The sequence below is a fragment of the Prevotella sp. 885 genome (genome assembly GCF_002265625.1).
Lineage (GTDB): Bacteria > Bacteroidota > Bacteroidia > Bacteroidales > Bacteroidaceae > Prevotella.
In genome coordinates this window covers 63,020-86,692 of sequence record NZ_NOVE01000010.1, presented here as the reverse complement: position 1 = coordinate 86,692, position 23,673 = coordinate 63,020, and the positions used below count along the sequence as shown (strand labels likewise).

Sequence of the window (23,673 nt, the reverse complement as noted above, 5' to 3'; positions counted from 1 at the left end):
TAATCTTTTAATACACTCAAACGGAACTGATCGTCAAAATGACGAGGTTGTCTACGCTCTTTTTTCATTACTTACACTGTTTTTGAATTGTTAAAACCGTGTAAAGCAAATCTGTATTAAGTCATTTTACACTCTAATAGTGCCACTATTGTAGTGTAAAAGTGGCGCTATTGCATGGCTCGGGGGCAGTTTGCACAGCAAAACACCATAAAAACAGCAATTCATAACTCTAGAATCAATTTTTATTTTGTAACAGGTTTTTACTCTCTTGGACGATATTTGCATTGTCTTATGGTTTGGGTGCTTTAATACTTAATCTTGAAGTAATCGAGCAACATCTTGAAATGGTCTTGCGCCGTTAGGCATGTGTCGGTCAGATAGCCGGGGATATGGTTCCATTCATGTAAGCCACGATAATAAAACATTTTAAGTTCATCGGTTATGATGAAAGGCACAATGGCGTGATTGAGACATTCCTTGAACATTATCAGTCGCCCCACTCGTCCGTTGCCGTCCTGAAATGGATGGATGGTTTCGAAACGATGGTGGAAGTCAAGTATATCCTCGAAAGCTATCACCTTCTTGTTCTTATAATCCCTAAGCAATTCGCGGATGGCCTTGCCTACCAACTTAGGATCTGTCGTCTCAATGCCACCCACCTCATTAGCATATCGTTTGTATTCGCCTACGGCAAACCACGACTTTGAGGCATCTGACGTGCCAGCCTTCAACAAAGCGTGCATTTGTTTAATCATAGCTTCCGTCAACGGTTCTTTTGCCTTGTCAATTATAAAGTCGATGCATTTGAAATGGTTTGTGGTTTCAATAATATCATCCACTTTTACCGCTTCGTCAGTAATTCCTATGGTATTGGTTTCGAAAATATACCTGGTCTGTTCCTTTGTAAGTCGGCTGCCCTCAATATGATTAGAGTTATAGGTCATATCTATCTGTATACGATGATAGATGCCGCCCTTCATCCTCCCTTCTTTTTGTTCTCTTAATGACTGAAGAAGGGGCGAAACACTATTCCTTGCATTCTTTCTTTGTGGCAATGGAGCATTCGCAGGAACACTCCATGTCTTTCCTATCAGTTGAGCACCCGATATCTTTCCCTGCACACAATAGTTGCGCACGGTCCTTTCTGACATCCCATGCAAGTCTGCATATTCTTTTGTTGATATATATTCCATACGTTATCGGCATAAAAAGTGAGTAATAATATGCAAATATAGCTGTTTTCTTGCCGATAACGGCAAGAAAACAGCTATATTTACTGCAAAGGCTCAATATTATGTTTAGCTTACTTCGTCTGCAAAAGATCGAAGTAGATATTGGGATCCTCCGATGTCGGTTCCTTGCATTCTCCGAACTCTGGATCAAGCGTCACTTCCATAGCCTTATCTTCCATAGCCGTAAACTTATCTTTCTTACCATATCCGGTTTTATAAATTGGGACGATTCTTATGATATATTTCTCAGGCTTTCTTGAGTTGAGTCTGAGTCCCCACTTCTTCTTGCCGTCTCTCAATTCAAAGAATACGGGTTTTGAGGATGCAGCAAATGTTCCGTCGGGTCTATGCAGTTCGAAACGCATGCCCCATTGCGTAACGGTGCTCTTTCCGCTTGTATACAATTCACCTCTGATTTCATAACCTACCGGTCTCTTCGGATTGTCGAAATCTGTATACGAACATGCCTGACGGCAATTGCTCAGTTCCATTATAGTCCGCACTCCGAATGGTGTCTTGTCCGAATAAATCGCACGTTTGGAATCGTCATCGTAGCCAACCATGGCGTAGAACGTCTTGTTCTTCTTGTTGTCTATCTCAAATTCTGTCTCCCAACTGTTCTTGCTCTTTTTCTTCAAATAATCGTTCATCACCAATTCTGCATCTGAATTATATATTATCACAAACGGATTGAAGGTCTTTGGTGTCTCGGTGAACCATACTCTGGCAACATAACGCCTCTTGGTTACATTCATATCTGAAACATAGTCGAGAGGAATTATAGCCATAGACGTTATTCTTGGCGACAAGTAGAATGTCTTGACTGGCCAGTATCCTTCGAATATCGTGCCTTTGAAGTTCCATATCGGTTTTTCCTTCAAGAGCTGGAACCTTGCACCAATATTAAAACTCAGATTCCATCCTGCTTCTATAGTAGGTGGGTTGTTTATAAGTACTCCCATATCATTAATATCTGTATCGGCACTTAATTTAAGTTGAGGTCCGGTTGTTCCTGAACCATACAGTCTGAAGAACTTGTCCAATCCCTTTACAGCAACATATAATTCAAGAGTCAGGTCTGCATTTATGGTAAGATTGCCGTTAATATCATTACCCGACTCCATTTGTGATTTGGAATATTTGGAGTTGATGATTTTAGGTTTCGAACTGTTGGCGGTTTTTTCTATACCCATCTTTTGTACTGACGTTTCACGATTTACACCAATTGCTTCGGCTGTTCCTGATACAGAAACAGAAAGTGAAGGATCAAAACCCACTACTACAGGGGAAGAACCGATAGGTATTTCGAGTTTCTTTGTGATTGGGAGCAACGACGATTCGGCGGTTGACATTATATCTGCCTGTAATGATGCTGTACCACCTACCTTAAATCTTTTGGTGGTTACGGTTGAATCAGTAAAGATGAATCTGACTTGTTCTTTTTCAAGACTTAAGTCAAAGTCAATCTTTCTATATTTCAACGACAAGTATTTAAAATTAAAAAAGCCTGTCAAGGATCCTGTCAAAAATTTATATGACTTTAGATCCTTATTAGCATTTAAATCTAAAGAGAATTCCGTCTTTTCAGGTTCACCGATACCTTCCTCCCTCGTCCTCTGCATGGCATATCTTCGCTTCTCAGCCAACGACTTGTCCGCGATGGCAGGATCCATATAGTCAGCTACGTTAATGCTGGCATGTATGTCCAGCTTCTTGTATACATGACCTAATGTGGTGTCTGTACAAACACACTTTATCATACCGTTCTCCTTCGTTACCGACACCACCTTTCCAATCATTGCGTCCGGGAATGTTTCGGAGAAATTGGAATAGATAGCGTCTCCTACCTGCGGTATCATCTCGTAGGGCGTTGATGTGGAAAGCCACACCACAGAGTCTTCGACATTGAGGACGTACTGAGAGTTTGTTTCGTCGAAGACTTTTGTGGTGGGGTTAAACTGGTAGGTGGTGGTGCCGTCAGCGGTCACGTCGGTACGCGGCGAGCTGAAGCCGTCGCCGTTCTCTATGTTGTCGTCCTTGCCCTTCTTATCGTCTTCCGGCTCGTCCATGTAGAGCGTGCAGGAGGCGAAAGCTAAGGCGGTGAGGATCAGTAAGAATATCTTTTTCATAGTTGTCGGGTTTTATAGATTCGTAACTCCTTTAAACGTCAGTCGAGGTGTAAGGTTATCAGCTTTGAGAGCGTGCCGTGCGTCTCGCCGTCGAAGGGCAGCTGCACGTCGAAGGTGCGTAGGCGCACCTCCCGCCGGTCGTAGCACTTGAAGGTGATGATGTCCTCGTCGGAGGCGCTCACCGGACCGTACACGCGGATGACGGCATAACGCTTGCCTTTCGCCTCCTTCAGTTCGGCTATGCCTCGTAGCTCGTCGTCCACGAAGGCAGCCACGGCTATGTCGTCGCCGAGCTGTCTGCCGGCTACGCTGATGTCGGCGTAGACGACGGTGTCGAAGAAGTACTTGTTACGGTCAACTGTCCACGGGGTCATTACGGTCACCACGCAGGTGTCCAGACGCATTGTGGCTGACGACATCGCCGTGACGTAGGCGGTGCCGGGCTGCTGTGCCACGAGAGTGTCGGCGCAGAGGCGTGCCACTTCGGGCTGGTCAATGAGCCACATCACGCCCTTGTCCTTCACCTCGGGCGGCGAGAAGGTGACGGTCAGACGCAGCGAATCGCCCGGCATGATGAAGACGGTGTCGCGGTCCATCTTCATCGTCGCTGACGTTGTCTCGCCCGCCTCGTCCACGTCGAATAGTTCGCCGCAGGAAGTGAGCAGCGGCATGGCTGCCAACAGGCAACATGTAAGGAGTTGCCACATACGCGTCCTGACACCCCGTGGCGACAGAAGCTTGGTTATGAATAGTCTTGTCTTTTTCATTTCGGATGGATGTTGCCTGTGATTTTTTCTGTGATGTTTACTTATTTCGCCTTAGAGGGGGCTTTCGCCGGAGCCGTTATCGTCACCTTGTTGGAAGGCTGGCTGCGTCTTCCGTCCGTGAAGCGCACCACGACGTAATAGCTGGCTGACTCGCCCGGTGAAAGGAGCTGGTCGGTATGGAGCGGCATGTCCGGCTCTGTGGAGCAGAGGAAGGTGTAGTCTGCCTCGTCCTTGCCCTTGCGATAGACGCAGTAATAGTAAGGTGTCTGCTTGCCGTCCACTGCCTTGTGCTCCCATGAGAGACGTGCTTCGTCCTTTACGGGGTCGTAGGTTCCGACTGCCTTGATGCCGAGTTCTGCCTCCGTAAAGTCGGCGAAGCGTGCCGAGAAGATGAGGCTTGGCTCGGAAGCTATCTCCGAACGGTTGAACGACACTACCATATACTCATAGTAATACGAGTTGTTGGTCTGCGGCTTGTCGGTGAGATGTATCACTCCGTCGGGGCTTGCCTTGAGCACGTCCTCCGCCGTGACGATGGCTATGAGGTCCCACGTGCTGCTGTTCTCCAGTCGGCGGTAGATGCGATGATAGTACATATCGGCGTCCAGTCCGGTCACCCAGTCCATGTGTATGCCCGAGTTGTCCACCCAAGCCGAGTCGAGGTGAGGCTGTGTAGGCGGTGTGATGTGCGGACGCTCCACCTGGAGGATGGGGGAGAACTCTCCGGTGTTGTTGCTGTAGTCCACGGCACGTACCTTATAATATATGTAGCGCTGATTGACGGTCATCTGCACCGTGTCTACGAACATCGTGTCCTTCAGCTGTCCCTGGTTGCGCATAAGGAAGTGGTGTGTGGTGTCGTTGGCGTAAGCCAGCTCGTAGTAAGCCACGTCGTCGTCCGCGGGCTTGTCCCAGCGCAGGGTGATGGTGCCGTCGTCGGCCGAAACCTCAGCACGGAGATTGCCGGGAGCGTCAGGAGCCTTCATGTCGCTGATGCGGAGCTGCACGGGCATCGAGTAGCCCACGTTGCCAGCCTTGTCGTATGCCGCCATGACGAGCATGCCCGTGGAGAGTCCGGTGACGTCCACCTTCACCTCCCTTGCGTCTGCCGGAAGCGTCTTTTCGCAGAGCGGCTTCCAGTCGTTGCCCGTGAATCGCTCGTTATAGTATAGCGGGAGGAATCCTGCGAGGTCTGCTTCCACGGTGTCCTTCTCCCACGAGATGGTGGCGAATATCTGCTTTGTGGGGTCGGTCTCGTCGGGACGGTCGATGTTGACGAGTGTGATGGTCGGACCCTTGGGCGGCTTCATGTCGCCCACCTTTACGGTTAGCGTCTCGCTCGGTGCTGTGGTGTCGCCGAAAGCGTCGTGCGCCATTACGCGATACTCGTAGGTTCCGGGCTGCGGCACCTTGTCGACGTACATCACTTCCTCGTCCTTGTCGTCGAGGTCCTGCTTGTACATCGGCATGTAGGGCTTGCTGTTGACGCGGTGCCATTCCTGCGTTCCAGCCACGCGGCGCTCAATCTCGAACGACGAGTTGTGCTTGTCGGTCCAATAGAGCGTCACGGCGAGCTGTCCGGTGATGCTGTCCGTCAGTCCCACGTTGTAAGGAGCGGGAATGTAGGGCTTGTTCTCCACGTTGCTGACCTCCTTACCCTTTATGAACATATTGTCGTTCTCAAAGCGGCGGGCAGGCTGGATGATGTAGGTGTAGCGTGCTCCCTTGCGTACGTTGCGGTCGACGAAGCGCATAGCCATGTCCTCAGCCAAGTCCTGACGCCATTCCGAAGCGAGGATGGCAAAGGCAAGGCTCGTCACCTGGTCGTCATACATCTCGAGCATCGATCCGTACGATCCCGGTTCCTCACGTGTCTCGGTGGGCTTCTTCAGGTTGTCGCCGTAGATGAGTCCGTAGCCGATGGTGGCTACCGAATCGTTAGGCGCATACTTGGCACGAAACTCCTCCAGCGTCTTGGGCTTGAGCGCCAACGCCAGCGTGTCGCAATGGTTTCTCTCGTCCCAGCGATAGATGTTATATCCGATGAGATTGAGCCTCATCCATGCAGCATAGTCGGAGGGAGCCCATCTCAGCACGATGCGGTCGCCGTAGGCACGTGCCGTGAGCATGATGTCGGAGCCTTCGTATGGCTTGCCCTTGAAAGCCGTGGTGTCCTGCGCCACCTCTCCCGGCAGCATCTTGCCGGCTGTCGGGATGGTGTCGTTCTGTGTTCCTCCATAGAAGGAATATCCGGTTCGTGAGCCGACACTCGCCACCGCTGTGATGGCGGCGAAAGCGCAGGTGGCGGCGAATGCGGCTGATAGTCCTTTCATTATCTTCATATCTGTACGTTTTATGGTCTGTTAATAGAATTTCTTTAGCGGCTCGTAGATGGTGATGTCACGCTTACTGCTGCTGTGCAATACCGTATACTCCTTCTTCTGTACGTCATAGTCGTCGATACGGTAAGTATGGACAATCATCTTCTTGAGGTTCTTCATCGCCTCCTTAGCCTTGAACGAAGCTTCGGGATAACCCTTGTCGCCCGTGAAGGTGAAGAGCACCATTCGGCTCTGCTTCATGCTCTGGCGCGGTGTGGCTCGCTTTCCGGCTCCCTTCATGATGCTGTTGAGCGATACCTTATGTCCTGACTCAGAGTTCTCGATGATGCCACACCATAGCAACGTCATCTGATAGTACGGTATCTTTATCATCTGCGTAGTCTCGTTCAGACCCTCTCGCGACACTACGATGTCGGTTCCGAGGTGCTGGAGGTTCCATTCTTCCACAGCGTTGGCACGCTTGGTCTTGAACGTGGTTCCTCCCTTATCGAGCACCACCTTGGCATTCTCCTTTATCTTCTTGTCCACGTCCTCAGCAAGGTAGTAGACGTTGGCGATGTTTTTAAGAATGTCGCCTGCCGGGTTCTTGGGCTGATACTCCGGTATGGTGGCGTGGCATCTGATAGGATTCACGTAGTCGTAACGGTCATTGTCGATGAGCGGCAGCGGATATTCCGAACCGTAACCTCCCGACGGATAGATGGAGTTGCGACGAATCTTCTCCCAGTCGTTCACGATGTTGTAGTTTACGTCGCCTTCGGCAAGGAATCCGCTGTAGTTGCCGCCGAGGTCGCTGTAGGTGAGCGACGTGGTGGTGGTCACCATAGTCTGTATACGGTCTGACTCGATGTTCCATCCGCCTATCAATGCCCAGTTGGCAAGGTAGCTGATGTAGTAGAACGGGTCGTAGTAGGCGAGGAGAGTATTGGTGTTAGGATACTTCTTCTGTCTTTCCATTGCCGAAGTCTTATATCCAATCTCCACGTCGGGGATGTTGCTGAGGTCCGAACCGTCATACTGTATCATACCGACCTTTGTTCCGATGAACGGCAACTCATAGTCGAGAGGTTTGCCGTTGTTGCCGGTTGTCCAGTCGCCGTCAATGGTTGTGACGTTGAGGTCCATGATGTTGGCAGCTACCACCGGTTCTTCGGTCTCGCGGTTGTCGTAGCAGGTGAATACGTACTCCCAATACCATTCCTTGCCTTCAGGAGCCTCCTGGTCGGCCGCCTTGTCTGGCAATATAATGCCGGGAGACATCGTCTTTTCGTCGGTCACGCCTGACTGCAGAGCGTCGTCGTCAGTCTTCTTTATGCCTCCCGACAACTTGCCGTTGGGTATTCTCGTCAGGGACTGCTCCTCCTTCTTCACCTCTTCCGTAGACGATGAAGATGACGTATCGTCCGACTTGGGCACTACGCGAGTGCCTAATTTTGTGGATGGCGAAGTCTGCGTTGTGGGCTGTCGCCTTGTCGGTGTTGTCTCGGACGAAGAGGTGTTGCCCGACGTAGAGGTAGTGCCCGACGATGCTTTCGTTATGGCAGACGACTTGGTCATCCTTGTCTTCCTTGTCTGCGGCGACATTACGTCAGCATAAAGGTCGACGTTCTCGTTGGCATCCATATATGGACCATGGAATGCAGGTCCGAAGCGGAGGTCCTTTTTTATCTTGTCATTTAAGAAACCCTCATTAAAGTTCTTTCCTAAATTATCATTGAGGGCTGGTCCCTGATAGCGTCTTGAGCTGATTATCTTTATCACCCCATAGCCGCCGATAGTCTTAGGTGCCATGCGGCCGTTAGGACTTGCTCCGTTGGTGTAATTAGAGTAGTATTTCTCTCGGAACCTAATGGTCTTCTCCGCTACAACAAACTCTTTCGTCACCTTGGTCTTCTCATAGTCGAGCACGAGGTTGTAGGTGTTACCCGGCAATACCTTGGTTTTGAATGATGCAGAAGCTCTGTTCTCCCAGCCTGCATACACTTCCTGCTCCTCTATCACCTTGCCGTCCTTCTTCAGCTTCCACTTGAGCTTGCCGTCAGAATAGAGGCGGTTCAGTACGTTCTTTTCCTTGAGCACGATGAGCGGATTCTGCACATCAGTGGCATAAGCAATGACGGGTTCAGCCGACTTCAGTTCGTTATACTTCGACGGATAAGCCACAGCCACAAATGACTGGAGGTCGCCTCCGTCCTGAATGTTCATGCCGTCGCTGTTGCCGGTACGGAAGTAGAATGCCTTGGTCTGCTCCCATGGCACATTTTCATAATCGCCATCATCGACATTATATGTCTGGGGATCTTGCCATTTGCCCGCACGAAGCTCCTTGGCAAGGCCCGTAATCTCGAGCTTGTAGAAGCGGTTGGGGTTGAGGCTGCGCATTCCTCGTACCGTCACCTTAGTGGCATTGAACTCTATATTATAGTAACGTATCACGCTGTCGCGCATTGTAGAGTCGCTATACTCGTAGAGCTTAACCTGACTGGTCGACGGATTGAAGCGGAACGTACGAGTTGACGTGGTCTCGAGGATTTCTCTCTCGGCTTCCACCTGCTTCATCTGTCTGTGGAGGTCGGTCTGGTCGAGCAGCGGATACTGCTCGTTAAGACGTGCCATCGGAGTGATGGTGAAGTCGGTGGGCAGGTCAGGACTTATGGTCATCTTGTGGTTCCATCCGTTCTTTCTTGTCTCCTCGCCAATGGACGATTCGCCCCAAAGCTGGAAGTCGTCAAGCGCATTGCCGTAGAAGATGTCACACTTCTTGCCGCAAGTGAACTGGAAACGGCGGTTGAAGTTGATGAGGCCGCCCAAGAGACGGAGCTTCATGCGGAGGTCGCCGGTGAAGTAGCTCGGGTTAGGCAAGCCCATCTGGAGTACGCCGCCGATGCCTGCGTCCACGAGATCAATGCTTCCCTTCCAGAATCCGAGGTTCAGACGCAGACCCATCTTTGCGTAGAGGTATGCGTAGAGCTGTCCCTCGCCGTACCATCCCTTCCATCCTGCTGCGCCGGGAACGCCTACACAGTATACCTCGTCGCCGATGTGTGTGATGCTGACGTCAAAGCCAGCCGTGGCGCCCATGTCGGCATAGAGGATGCCGAGGTCCACATTGATGTAGCCCCATACGCTTGCTCCGAGCATTACGCCACCCGTGGCGTTGGCGCGGAACTCTCTTAAGGCTTCCTCGCGGGCACGCTCAGCCTTGCTTACGTCTGCTGACTGAACGCCGTTGCTGCCGCGGCTACCGGTGAGGAACTGGCGTATGTTTTCGGGAATAGGAGGCAGAGCGCCGTTGTCGGGCAGCTCGTTGCCCACACAGAAGTAGGCATCCGCTCCGATCTTCACTTCCACAATCTTCGCCTCAAGGTCGATGAGTATGAACTGGCAGCGTTCGCTCTTCTGCGGTTTGCCCAGATAGAGGTGCCACTTCACCTTGTCGAAGTTCACACCTTTGTCGCGCCATGTAAGTCCAAAGTCGAGTGATATCTTGGCTCCTGACGTAGCCTTGAAGTTATCTTTCTGCTCGCTCTTGTTTTCATCCTTGCTCTCGTGTGTCTCCTCCGTGCTGTGTTCCTGATGGAGATTGTCCAGTCCAGCCATTGATCCCAGCTTGTCGTAAGTGGTCTTTATGGTGTCGTTGAGAGCCTGCATCTGCTTCAGAATCTTGCTGTCCGCAAGCTGTTCCGTGTACTTTGTTATCTCACCCGCATACTTCTTGGCGAGTCCGTCCGCCGTGGCGTCAACCGTGACGTTCAGACGCAGGTACTTCGACTGGTCGTCGTTCTGATAAACGATGGACGCCCTCGAATTAACCAAGCCAGCCATAGCGCTTACGTTGCCGTCAAGCATGAATGTGGTGAGGCGCTTGTGCTCCTTGTCGTATACCACGGTGAGTGAGAATTTGCCGCCGATGACGTTGTCGCCGCCCGACGCTGCTATTCCCAGACCAGCCGTTACGCCGATGACGCCCTTCTGAGCGATGGCCTTCGTTGCGTCCTTCGGGTCCTTTCGGCAGTTGAAGTAGAAGCCGCCGTGGATGTCGTTAAGCTCGATTGGCGGAATCTGCAGACCCACAGCCGAGCCGATAGCGATGTTGAAGTAGCCCCAAGTGAAGTTGTTGCCTTCCTCCTTGTGCTCGAAGTAGCCGCCGTTTGAGTCGAAGGTAAAGAGATTTCCGGGGAGCGCAAACTTAAGGTGGCCCTTATATCCCTTGTCCTTCACCTTGTCGTTAGGACGTATGACGTCCATTCTTCCCGAGATGGTGATGCCCGGAAGGTTGGACGAAACCTCGATGGAGTTAAACAGACAGTCCTTATATTCCAGCGAGATGTTGCTGATGTCGTCGAGGTTCTTCACCTCTGCCTGCAACTGAATGCCAGCCTTTGCCACCACGAGGTCTTCCAGCAAGCCAATCTTTCCCTCAAGGTCGAGCGTCATTGCGCCACCAGAGAAGCCGAGGTCATAGCGTGTAATGCCGAAGCAGAACGGACCTATCTTCTTCTCTAAAGAAGCCAACGACCATTCGCCCATGTTGAAATAGATGGGCTTGTCCTCAGAACCGAGGTTGCGTTCCTTCTCCTCGCAAAGCGTCTTCCACGCCGAACGTCTCAGTTCTTCAGCCTGAGCTGCGTGTGCCTTCTTCTGTGTTTCCTCCTTATCGTAGATTGATTCCCACGTAGAACAGTTGGCAATGCGCATCTTTGTGAAGTGGATGCCGGGGATGCTGAGCTTCAGCGGCAGTCCGTCGAGGGCGTTCTTCACGAAGCTTGAGCGGTTCTTGGCAGCCTCCACCTTGTTGTTCACCTCGTCCAGCTTGCCCTGAATCTCGTCCGCATAGCCGATGGTGATGCTTCCGCCCATAGAGAATTCCAGTCGGGTCTTCGTCGATCCGTCAGCCTGGTCCTCTGCTTCGAGGAAGAAGTAAGTCTGCTTCTGCTCAAGGTTTGCCTCTGCAAGGATGAAGTCAAAGTTGATGTCCTCCACCTGCTGCACCTTAAATATATAGGCGTAGCCGTTGTCGTTGTCCTTCTTGAAGCGCTTCTGGTTATATATATTACATGTATAGGCGATGTCCGAATTGACGAGCGGCAGCTTCATGTTGCCGTCGAAGTAAGCCTTCTCGAAGTTGCTCTGCAGGAACTCCACGCCCACGTTGTCGAGCGTAAACGCCCAACCGCCGAGCTTGCCGGTCTTCGCGCTGATGATGTCCTCAGCACCGAACTTCAGCGAAACGCCCGACTTGTCGAAGAACATGTCCTTGGCAGCGAGAGTAAGGCGTCGGTCACCGTCGCCGTCTTCCTTGCCCACCTCCATAGCCTTCGGGAACTTTACGCCCACCTTGCTGATGTAAAGGCCCATCCATTCCTTGTCGTTGGTGCGGATGTCAGCCTTGCTCTTGTCATAACCGGCGGGGAACGATCCCATGTTGTTGTCGTTCACCGTTGTGGAGTGGTCGTAGACAATGGCGCCCGGGCAGAATGTCCAGCCCGGAAGAGCCTCTGCTTCGAAGTCGTCCATGGCAGCGCTTGCCGTCCAATCGTTCCAGTCCTTGATGTCAGTCTGGATGTTCAGCACGGGTCGCTCGTCCGTAGCGGTGCCGTTAGCCACCTTCTTGAGCTTAGGAATGGCGATGTCGATGTCGATGTGTAAGGCTGCCAAAGAGTCAGCCTGCCAGTTGATGTAGCATCCGTCCGCAGGTGCCTGACCTTCGTCAGCCACGGTGATGTCGGTCGGAGCCTTAAACTTAATCTGGAAACCGGACGACGGTTCCTTCACGTCTATGGTGGAAAGCAGGCACATCGATCCGCTCTCCGGCAACAGACGGTCGGGGCTGATACATGTGTGCGGTGCACCGAGGATGAGGATGTTGTTGTCCGTATAGCGGCTTTCGGGCAGCGTGAACGTACCGATAAGGTCCATTGAAGCCCACGAAGGAGCGAATGTCACGTTGACAATCTGGATGTCCACCGGAGTCTTGTTAACCGACTTCGGCAGCTTCATCGGCATCATGATGTTGTCAAGCCTGCCTTCCGTGAGGAAGTCCTTAGCTCGATGATAATAGTCATAATACTTGCCGAGGCTGAGCTGCTTGGCGATGTCGCGACCTCTGTTAGACGCTTCCTTCTGCAACATCTTAGCATAAGGTATGCCAGTGTCGCCGATGAGGTTGTCAATGCCCCAGTCGGAGAAGAGCTTGTCCACCTGCTCGCCGTTGTTCGATGCCCATGTGTCGCCCTTCATGCCCTTAGCCTTGCCGGCATAAACGATGTCGTCGGTATTGATGAAGAGCGAATCGAACTCCACCTTCACCATCAGCGACAATCCGAGCGGCGACCATTCCACACGACCGTTGCCGCGGAATCCGCCGTCCTTGCCGTTCTCCTTCATCTCGTCGATGGTGAGCTGATACTGTCCGATGCCCACCACCTTGCCAATGAAGTCCTTGGCAGACTTCTTCGTAGGCTTGAGGTTCTCGATGTTCACCATTGACGAACACTGGAAGAACTTCTGGCTGATGCGCTGTGCGAGGGCGAAGTCGATGACGTTGACGGAGTCGTTGACGAACGCCACGGACTGTACGTTCTCGCTCTTGGGGAGCACGCGCAGCACCATATAGTCGCCAGCCACCACCTTGTCGCTGATCTGCTCCCACTTGATGGAGTCAGAAAGGTCGTACGTGGAGTGTGTATAGACCGGCTCTGAGGCGAAGATGTCTGCACGGTCCATCTCTGGTTCGCCGCGGAAGAGCTGCACCTCATAATTGATCTTCACCGTGTCCTGACGTTCTCCTACGCCACCCACGAACCATGTCTTCTTCCATTCCACGCCGATGTCGTCGCCCGTGAATGACTTGCGGGCTCCTGCATTGCCGGGGAAACTCGGGCGGATGATCTGCGGATTGCGGAAGTTATATACCGAATCGGTCACTTCTTCCTTGCCGCTGCCGAAACCGAAGTCGAACTCGTCGTCTTCCTCCTCATCCTTCTTGTCCTCCTTGTCCTTGTTGTCGGGCGTTGGGGGCGTCACCACGGTGGTGGCGTCAGGCTCGAAGCGGAAGAGGCGGAGGTCGGATTTGCCGTCGTTCTCCACCATGGAGTAGTTGAGGTAAGTGCTGCCCAGACCTGACTGTTCCGCCGTGACGCGTGCCACGTAGGTCATGTCGTCTATCATGGAGCGGATGCGCTCCTGCGGCAGAATCAGCATCGGCGACATCAGTCCCGACTTCTCATACACGGCAGGATTATACTCTATGGCTTCGTCAGGCGTCTGACCGCCGACAAGCTGCACCACCTTAAACTTATACGTAAAGCGTGCCGCGCCGGGATTGCACGTCACGATGGGTTCTTTCCACGTAAAGAGGGCGTTCTGCTTGTCCATGGTGCATACCGAAGCGTCGGAAGAACTTCCGATGCCGGGCATAGGCATCAGAAACTCAGGCGCCTGAGCCTTGTAGCATATAGTGAAGATGCACTGTCCGCTGCTGGGGCTGCTCACCATGACGGGAGCGTCACGTCCCGGCTCCCAGCGGTAAGCCACGAGGCGCATGCGATACTGACCCTCGGGCAGGAGTCCGAAGGCGCCGCCCTCATAGTCGCTGAACAGACCCGGGGTGGTGGCGATGCGGTCGTTGGGCACATGATTGAAGAGATTCTTCATCTCCACCATGCTCAGAATGTGCGTTCCGCCGGAAGGCACCGTGATGGGCTTGTCGGGCTGATACTGTGCAGGAATCTTGACGTAAAGTCCCGAGTTGGGATTTATCTGCTCAAGGTCCATGACGAGATAGACGTTCTGCGTCTCGCCAGAAGAGTTGATCAGACTTACGTTAAAGTAGTTGCCGGGATTGGCTACGTACAGCATTGCCTGCGGAGGCAGCGTGGGCTGTACCGGATTGACCGTCACCATTACGTCCTGAGCGGCTGCCTGCAGCATGGCACCCAGGATGATGAGTAGTGATAGGATGTGGAATCTCAGTCTGTTCATATCTTGATCTTTATTTTATCGTGGGAATAAAAGTTACACTATAGCGACTTGTTCTGTTCCTTCTCCGCCTTACGCTTTATCTCGAGGAGCGTGAAGGTGTAGGTGTAGTTGAAGCTGATGTTGATGTCCGTGGCGTCCAGCTTCGAACGTGTCTTGGTGATGTTGACGTCGCCGTACTTGTTGAATCCGGCAGTCATCGAGAAGAGATGCTTCTGCTTGATGCTGTAGCTGGCAGCCATGTCGCATCCCATGGACAGGCTCTTCGACTGTCGCTTCACCTCATTGTAGCACATCGAGAACGTGGCTGAGAGGTTGAGGGCGTCGTCCTTTAGGAAGGCGCGGTTGGCTGTCACCGAGGCGAGGTCGCTGGTGTAGCGCGTGTTGAATCCCTTTGACGACTGGTGGTTTATGGAGGTCTGGAAGCTGGTCTTCCATGCCTTCACCTCCAGTCCGTAGCTGGCTCCGATGGCGAGGGACGTTACGTCGCTCACGCCGGTGGCGAAGCGGTTGAGGTCCTTGTTCTGCACGAGGCTGGCAGAGAGCGAGAAGGCATGGCCGAACTGGTCGTTGTCCACGGCGTAGGACGGCGTGAACGTGAAGGTGTTCATGGCGCGACGTACGCGAGTGGTGTCGTTCACGTGTGCCGTGCCGTCAGCCTGCGTCTGCAGATAGCCGTTATAGCCGAACGAGAGATTGAGGCGGTTGGCTATGCGTGTGGCTATGAATGCCGAATAGACAAAGCCCCGCGTGGTATAGAGCTGCTTGTTGGAGAGATTGTCCTCCTGAGCGGAGAACGTGGCTGCCACCGACACGCGGCGGAAGAGCGTGGTGCCGAGGCTGGCTCCGACGCTGTGATAGTTGTTAGCCATATAGTAGGTGCCGAGCGACGTATAGTCGGGCTGTATGATGCGATAGAAGAGCGAGGCGTTCACGCCGCCGGCGTTGATGTTGAGGTTGGCGTCGCCCGCGAAGCGTGCCATGGAGGTGTAGCGTGTGTCGAACACCTTGTCCCATCTTGTCACCTTGCTGTCCGTCACCTTCTCCGCGCGGGTGTCGGTGGTGAAGGCTGATGTGGCTACGTTGGCTGTCAGCGACATCCAGTTCTTGATGCTAACGCCTCCCTTCAGTCCCACCACGATGTTCTCCTGCGGCGAGATGCGCTCCTGCCAGTACTCGTCAATGGAGCTGCGGCGGTCGTATGCGCGGAGCAGATAAAGGTCGAGGTAGTTGCTGCCCGTGCCGTAGCCTATATTGAATCCCCATCCTATGCGGCGATACTGCGGATTGCGCGGCGAGGGCGACGTAGGGTCGTCGTTGACGGCGCTGCGCAGCGTGCCATAGAAAGCTCCCACGCGGAACTTCTGCGTACGATATTCCAGACCCACGCCGTTGTAAGACATACTCATGACGTAGGGCGAGAATCCTGCCGACGACCTTCCGATATGTCCGTGCCATTGCTTGTACGACGGCGAGAGATTGAAGGAGATATGAGGATAGTTGAAGTCCAGATTGTTGTTGGAGTAATAAAGCGAGAAAGGCATGTTGAATCCATACATGCTGATGTTGAGGTTGAGGAACAGCGTATTGCTCAGCGGCGAGGCGTATGCGCTGCCTGCCGTTGAGTGAAAGTAGGTGTTCTGTGTACCTACGGAACCCGTGATGATAAGGGGATCGCTCTTCGCAATCTCCGTGATGTTCTGTGCTGTTGTGCCGCTGGTATGCAGAAAGAGTGCTGCCACAGCCGTCAGTATGGTTATGTGTAAGTGGCTTTTCATCGCTTTGGTTCTTTTAGTGGTTATTTAAAGTTTCGCATGTCTCGAGACATGCGAAACTTTTAGTTATATTAGTATAGTCAACTTACTTGACAAGCTTCTTCGTAACGGTCTTGCCGTCCTTGGTCTTCACCTTCACTACGTAAACGCCTGAAGGAAGACCGGTAACGGTGGTCTCGCCGGTTGAGACAACAGCACCGGATGCGTTGCATACGATGACGTCAGCCACGTCCATGCCCTGGACTGTGATCTGTCCGTCCACAACGGCGATGCCCGAAGATGCGATGTCGGCTGCTGTGATGCCGGTGACGATGCCACCTACAGTCAGACGCTGCGGAGCGCGGAGCGAACCTGCCATCTTTGCGAACGGCATCTGCTCGTTGATGGTGCGCATCTCGCCGCTGACGGCGTCATGGAGCTTGAACGAAATGGTCTCGCCCTTGTCAGCATGGACGGTGATGAAGCACTTGCCGTCTATCATCTCGCCCTCACCACGGCACTCGTCGCCTACGAAGGCGCCCACCGTGAAGCGTTCTGCCGAATAATCGTTGCCAAGGTCAGCTACGATGGTCATGTTGTCAGCGAACGGAGCGCTGTTGTATGTCCATACGCTCTGCTTGTGCTGGGGAGCGTTCATCACCGGAGTGCCCTGAGGCATACTGCCCTCACGCAGGTATTCCATGTCGATGGTGTCTGATGCTGCATTGAAATACATATATCCGAGTCCGGCATGCAGAGTGGTAAGGGTGCCTGTCCACTTTTCGCCATTGTATTCAGCGAAGCCGTTGTCCTTCGATACGATGCGGTCGCCCACGTTGAATTTGTTTGCGTATGTATCTTCGGTAGAGAACACCGAGTTGATATCGTGGTCATACTGATAGGGATTGCCGAGCCAGTTCCACATCGGCACAATCTGACGATGAGTCCGCATGTCTTCGTAAGCGCCGGTGTACATGATTCTCAAGTCAAGCAGACCGGGCTCCTCTTCCTTTACCTTAATCTTATAGCATGTGCCAGTCTCCAAACTGTAGATGTCGCCGAAGTAGCCGTATTCGGGGTCGTTATGGAGAAGGGCGTCTTCTGAGCGGATTTCCTCCACCACGTTGCCTAATTCGTATTCAGGAGAGTTCCAGCGCACGCCGCCGCCATAGAGCGAAGCCCACTTCCATCCTGCCTTCTGCATATAACGCTGACCGATAAGGACGTTAGATGATGCCACCTCTACGCCGTCGAGCTTCACGCTGATAATGGCTCTGCCCACGCTATGAGGTCTGATGGTATAGTTAAGCATGGTCTCATCCGTAGGAACAATCTCTACTATGCTCTTCCATTCCTCAGAAACATAGCTGTCAGGAGTTATAGTAACCTCCACTCTTGACGGGTCTACCTCTGCGTCAACGGGGTCGGGAGTAAGCACGAAGTCGCGTGTCTCGGTGCTTACCATATCCACGTATCCGTCCACCTTGAATCCCTTAAGAGACTCCAAGATTGTTACGTGGAAGTGGTTTAAAATTTCATACTCATCATTTCGGAGTCCTTCCTCAGTTGCGATGGTGCGCTCAGATGAATAGTAGACATCAATCCATCCCTGACCTATACTATCGATAGATGCAGAAAGGCTGTCTTTCTTGAAATCATAATACAGGTTTACGGCATCCGTAAGAGAAGAGATATCCAAATTGCTTTGTGCTATATCGTACGACTCATATTCTTCATACTTAGGCCATGACGGTGTCATGATGATGTTGTTACGGATATCCTCAGAGATGTCCCACTTGTCAGTATCCTTTCTTGGCATCAAGAATGTCATCTCGTCCTGCTTGAACGTGATGTTCGTAGGACCTCTTTTTACGATAACCTCGTATTCGCAAGCCATTTGCGGATTCTGTATTGAACGTATCACAACACGAACTCTACCTGGCTTAAGGGCGATCATCTCGTCACCTTCATTAAAATATAAGTCACCAAATATGTCGGTATACTTATAAGCTCCGTCACCATCCTCGTACACTCCCTGATCACTAAAACTTTGGTTAACTTCGTAATGCACGCTGCGGTCTGTAGCATCCTCCGGCATTACCTTATATCCAGACGGAAGGATGTTGAGAAGGTTCTCGCCTACAAACATCTTAATAGTCTTAACGGAGCCAACCGGCGTAATATACTCTACCGGCTTAATGACTGTGACCTTAAGGTCCACGCTGGCATTCTCGCCGCTAAGCGTCATGGTGTAAGTGCCGGTCTTTACTGGCTCAAACTTGCCAAGGTCGCTTTCACTTGTCATCGGACGGATGGCAGTCTCGTCGCTGCTCTTCCATGTCAGTTCCTCGTTGCAGTCGGCAGGTGCTGTGGTGTAGCCGCTGCGAAGCACAGTGTTGAGGGCAGCAGTGTCGCCCAAGTTAACTGTGATGCCATTCTTATACTCGTCGCGAAGCTCAATAGAGGTGGCAGGCTGGATGACACGTACACTAACCTTTGTGTACTGTCCGGTAGGCTTCATGCCCCAAAGATTCGGACTTACGCTAACACTACCGTATTTGCCAGTCGACTTAAGGGCTTTAAACGTATTGCCTTTGATGGAGGCATATTCATTCTCTTTCTCACCTTGCCCCATGGTCCAGTTCATTTCCGGTATGTTGGCATTTGCAGGCTCAAACGTGATATAATCCAACAAATTGAACTCTGCACCTACCTTAACTCTCACTTCAGGCTGGACGATACTATAATACCCAGGACGTATGAACGTCAGCTGATAGAGTGCTGACAACTTACCGGTGGTACCATTATTAGTATAGGTTACTGCATTGGCGGCAGGCTTCAGGTCGTTGAAAACAAAAGAATGATTACCACCTACGCTTAAACGGTACGAGATAGCCTTGCCATTGTCAGTATTCGTGCCCTTTACACGCAGAGCGAAATAATAAATGGTTTGGGTGTCCGATACAGAATATCGGCTTACCTTCGCAAGTCCGCGGCATTCACCATCAATGAATGCTCCAAGGTAAGTGTTGTCATTAAAACTTTGTACTGCACTGCCTTGGTCATCTACCAAGCCTACATAAATGACGTGCTCGTCAGGATAGGCATTGGGATTGTAGCCCCAATCAGGTTGTTGTGCCGCCATACCTACGGCATATAGCAGTAGGGATAGCATTAGTAATAATTGTTTCCTCATATTAAAAATGATTTGAAAGGTGAATAATAATATGTTATCTATTTAGTTTTATGTTTAATAATGTGATGTTTGGGTTTCTTGGTTATTTCCTGTTCAGTCCCCAGCTTTTCCACATGCTCCCTGATTTTGCCCTCGACGTCATCGTATGAATGTCGCCAAGGTTCGTTCTCAATAGTATGGTCTTGCGGTCTCATATTGTACGTTATTTGTGGTTAGTAATATTTGCATGAGACAACATGCCTTACGCTATGTCTGTCAGCACTGCAAAATAAGCTGAAATTCGCTCAAGTCCGTTGTATAAACTTAACAAAAAATGGCCAATTCTTAACAAAATAAGGGCCATCGCACGATTTGACAAGCCAATAGGCAATTTATGTACATGATTTGACAAATGATTTAACGAAATTTTTGGGATGGACGGGTAGACGAAAACGCCAAAAATCACACGCAAATCCTGTCTGTTATTCGATGTGAAGACGTCGCCTCGTAAGACACGAAGACAGTATCTTTAGGACACGAAGACATGTTTTTTTGACATGAAGACAAGAAGACATGTTTTTTCGACATGAAGACACGAAGACATGATATTTAGGTTTTTGACGTTAAGCTATGGGACAAACATAGGAGGCTATGGCGTCTCGCTCATTTATAATCTCACAGATAAACTGCAATTCCTCTACCAACTCAAAATTGAACAATTCACAATGCGCCTTGGCGCACAATTCAAAATTCAAAATTCCTAATTCGGTCGCCGTCCGCCATGCAAATATCGTACAAAGAGTAAAAAGATGTTACAAAATAAAAATTGATTATAGAGTTCTGATTTGCTGTTTTTATGGTGTTTTGCTGTGCAAACTGCACCCGAGCCATACGATAGAGCCACTTTTACACTCCAATAGTGCCACTATTAGACAGTAAAAGTGGCGCTATTGCATGATAAAAGTGGCACTATTAGGGTGTAAAAGTGGCGCTATTGCACCCAATTATGCTTGTTTATATCCCTTATTCATTGCACACTTCTTCCCTTGTCGGCATAATCGACTGTGCATAAATAAGTTATCGCTGCACGCTCAAAACTCAAGAATTTCGCACCAAAGATTTCTTCGTGCGCTGAGCGAGGAGTATTGAGCGTTAGAAATGCAAATATTGTCTGGCAAACTAACCGATAAACAGGAATTTGTCAGCGTAATCCGGTTAGGCAGGGCTTTGACAAAAACCTTTCTCCACATACCTTTTGTTGGCACACCCTACGGGTTCATGATATCGTTTGGCGAATGGGCTTTACGAGAGCGTTGCTCTCGACACCCATCCTCCAAACGATATCATGAGTGATGCCGAAGCATCACTGTGCCAACAAAAGAAAAACATAAAAAACACAAGATAGCGGATGGCGGGAGCCACCTGTTTGTGTTTTTCTTTGTTTTTTCCGCTTATGGGCGCGTGCTGTGCACAAATAAAAGGCTTTATGTTAGGTTGTCGAGAACTGGTTCTCGTAAGACCTAATGTAAAGCCTTTTATTTAAATCCGATAGGATTTGCGCCCATAAGCGGATTGTGGATAAAGGTTTTTGTCAAAGCCCTGCCTACCGCGGCAAACTCACCACTAAACTGCAATTCACAAGCTGTCGAGGCAAACTTAGGAGGCTATGGCGTCTCGCCGTAGCCACGCACCCATCCATAGCAGAAACACCAATCAGCACCGTGTCCCGATGGGACACGTATCCATCAGAAACCCACTGCTCATACTCAATCAGCTTGCGTTCGTGGGTGCGTGGCTACGGCGGGACGCCATAGCCTCCTAAGTTTGTTCCATAGCTTCCCGTCAACAAAAAGATGATGTCTTCCTGTCTAAAGATCATGTCTTCCTGTCTTCCTGTCTGAAAAACATGTCTTCCTGTCTTCCTGTCTAAAGATGATATCTTCCTGTCAAACCCCCTCCGTCTACCCGTCAAAACTTCGAGATTGTAACCTTTCTTCCTCTTTTTGCTTTGACACAGGTCAAGAAACAGGGGTTTTGGTTTCATTTTCGTTAAATTTGTGCTTCAAAAGCTTTGCCGTTTCATCAAATACCTATATCTTTGCAATGTTTTTCATGGTATTAGATTTAAGGTTAACAAAGGTTGGGACTCGGCGGAGCCCCTTTTTTTGTATATATACCCACCGTCAAGCCGTCGGAACCAATCGTTCCGCCGTCATTCTTTTCTACAGTTTCGCTATTTTTCCGAAGCATAATCCGAATATTTTCTTGTTATAACAAAAATTATATTGTATACTTCTTCTCATTGCTAACTTTTTCTTAATTTTGTATCACGCCTAATAAACCATACATTATATATAAGAACTTACAATACTTAAAAACCATAAAATCATAAAAACCTAAAGATTATGAGTAAATTTCCTAAGATTGGCATACGCCCCACTATTGACGGACGTCAGGGCGGCGTACGCGAAAGCCTCGAAGAGAAGACAATGAACCTTGCCCGCTCAGTGGCAAAACTCATCACAGACAATCTCCGCAATATCGACGGTTCGCCAGTGGAGTGCGTAATCGCCGACACTACTATAGGACGCGTGGGAGAGAGTGCTGCTTGCGCCGAGAAGTTCGAGCGTGAGGGCGTCGGCTCCACCATCACCGTGACATCTTGCTGGTGCTACGGTGCAGAGACTATGGACATGAACCCGCACTGGCCGAAGGCTGTATGGGGATTTAACGGTACGGAGCGTCCGGGAGCTGTATATCTGGCTGCCGTCCTCGCTGCACACGCACAGAAGGGACTCCCCGCATTCGGCATCTACGGACACGACGTTCAGGACCTCGGCGACGACTCGATACCTGAGGATGTGGCAGAGAAGATTCTCCGCTTCGCACGCGCTGCACAGGCTGTTGCCACGATGCGCGGCAAGTCGTACCTCTCAATGGGTAGCGCTTGTATGGGTATCGCCGGATCAATCGTCAATCCCGACTTCTTCCAGGAGTATCTCGGCATGCGCAACGAGAGCGTTGACCTCACCGAAATCATCCGCCGCATGACAGAGGGCGTATACGACCCCGTGGAATATGAGAAGGCTATGGCTTGGACACGTGAGCACTGTATGACCAACGAGGGCGAGGACATCGCCAACCGTCCAGAGAAGGCAAAGACACGCGAGCAGAAAGACCAGGACTGGGAGTTCATCGTGAAGATGATGATTATCATGAAGGATCTCATGCACGGCAACCCGCGCCTTGAGGAACTCGGATTCAAGGAGGAAGCCATCGGACATAACGCCATCGCAGGCGGATTCCAGGGACAGCGCCAGTGGACCGACTTCTATCCTAACGGCGACTATCCCGAGGCTCTTATGAACACCTCATTCGACTGGAACGGCGTACGTGAGCCGATCATTCTCGCTACGGAGAACGACGCTGGCAACGGTGTGGCTATGCTCTTCAACCACCTCCTCACGGGTCGCGCCCAGATATTCTCTGACGTGCGCACATACTGGAGCCCCGAGGCTGTGAAGCGTGTTACCGGCAAGGAACTCACCGGACGCGCTGCCGGCGGCATCATCCACCTCATCAACTCAGGCGCTACCACTCTGGACGGATCAGGCGCCGCTTCTGACGCTGAGGGCAACCCCATCATGAAGCACTTCTGGGAGATGACGGACGAGGACGTGGACGCTTGCCTCAAGGCCACAACATGGTATCCTGCCAACCGCGACTACTTCCGTGGCGGCGGCTTCTCATCCAACTTCCTTACACGCGGCGGCATGCCCGTGACAATGGTCCGCCTCAACCACGTGAAGGGACTCGGCCCGGTTCTGCAGCTCGCAGAGGGATGGACTGTTGACATCGATCCCGAAATCCACAAGATTCTGGACAAGCGCACCGACCCGACATGGCCTACCACATGGTTCGCTCCGCGTCTTACGGGCAAGGCTCCGTTTAACGATGTCTATTCAGTGATGAACAACTGGGGAGCCAACCACGGTGCCATCACATACGGCCACGTAGGTGCCGACCTCATCACTCTCTGCTCAATGCTCCGCATCCCGGTTTGCATGCACAACGTGGAGGAAGACCAGATCTTCCGTCCCGCTTCATGGAACGCATTCGGTATGGACAAGGAGGGAGCTGACTTCCGCGCTTGCAAGAACTACGGACCGATTTATAAGTAATTTATAATTGAAAGTTGAGAGTTGAAAGTTATGATATGTTTCGCTGTATAAGACAATGAAACTGAAAATTATCAGTCAAGGTAATCATAACTCTCAACTCTTAACTCTCAACT

At 51.2% G+C, this 23,673-nt stretch carries 9 protein-coding genes; 1 reads left to right on the top strand and 8 read right to left on the bottom strand.

Annotated elements, in window-relative coordinates; translation table 11 throughout:
* Positions 1-305 precede the first annotated feature (305 nt).
* From CHL74_RS05270 to CHL74_RS05235, 8 genes are all read right to left on the bottom strand, one after another.
* Positions 306-1,193 carry a Fic family protein gene (locus tag CHL74_RS05270; RefSeq protein ID WP_094880121.1) on the bottom strand — a complete coding sequence of 296 codons (888 nt, stop codon included), beginning with the start codon at positions 1,191-1,193 and terminating at the stop codon, positions 306-308.
* 110 nt (positions 1,194-1,303) lie between these two features.
* On the bottom strand, positions 1,304-3,361 hold the full coding sequence (locus tag CHL74_RS05265) for a hypothetical protein (RefSeq protein ID WP_094880120.1): 2,058 nt from the start codon (positions 3,359-3,361) through the stop codon (positions 1,304-1,306).
* 38 nt (positions 3,362-3,399) lie between these two features.
* On the bottom strand, positions 3,400-4,128 hold the full coding sequence (locus tag CHL74_RS05260) for an Ig-like domain-containing protein (protein ID WP_141241238.1): 729 nt from the start codon (positions 4,126-4,128) through the stop codon (positions 3,400-3,402).
* A gap of 41 nt (positions 4,129-4,169) precedes the next feature.
* Positions 4,170-6,470: a fibronectin type III domain-containing protein gene (locus CHL74_RS05255; protein ID WP_094880118.1), complete on the bottom strand. Its 2,301-nt coding sequence runs from the start codon at positions 6,468-6,470 to the stop codon at positions 4,170-4,172.
* 21 nt (positions 6,471-6,491) lie between these two features.
* Positions 6,492-14,453, bottom strand: a complete 7,962-nt coding sequence (locus CHL74_RS05250; RefSeq protein WP_094880117.1) for a hypothetical protein — start codon at positions 14,451-14,453, stop codon at positions 6,492-6,494.
* A gap of 38 nt (positions 14,454-14,491) precedes the next feature.
* The gene (locus tag CHL74_RS05245; RefSeq protein ID WP_094880116.1) at positions 14,492-16,228 is read right to left on the bottom strand and encodes a hypothetical protein; all 1,737 of its coding nucleotides are present in this window, start codon (positions 16,226-16,228) and stop codon (positions 14,492-14,494) included.
* 82 nt (positions 16,229-16,310) lie between these two features.
* Positions 16,311-19,379, bottom strand: coding sequence for a T9SS type A sorting domain-containing protein (locus CHL74_RS05240; RefSeq protein WP_176452173.1), 3,069 nt, complete (start codon positions 19,377-19,379; stop codon positions 16,311-16,313).
* Between the two features lie 1,795 nt (positions 19,380-21,174).
* On the bottom strand, positions 21,175-21,423 hold the full coding sequence (locus CHL74_RS05235; protein ID WP_094880114.1) for a hypothetical protein: 249 nt from the start codon (positions 21,421-21,423) through the stop codon (positions 21,175-21,177).
* A 361-nt stretch (positions 21,424-21,784) separates the two neighbouring features.
* Between CHL74_RS05235 and fucI the strand changes: the two genes are divergently transcribed.
* Positions 21,785-23,560, top strand: coding sequence for an L-fucose isomerase (fucI, locus tag CHL74_RS05230; protein WP_094880113.1), 1,776 nt, complete (start codon positions 21,785-21,787; stop codon positions 23,558-23,560).
* Positions 23,561-23,673 lie beyond the last annotated feature (113 nt).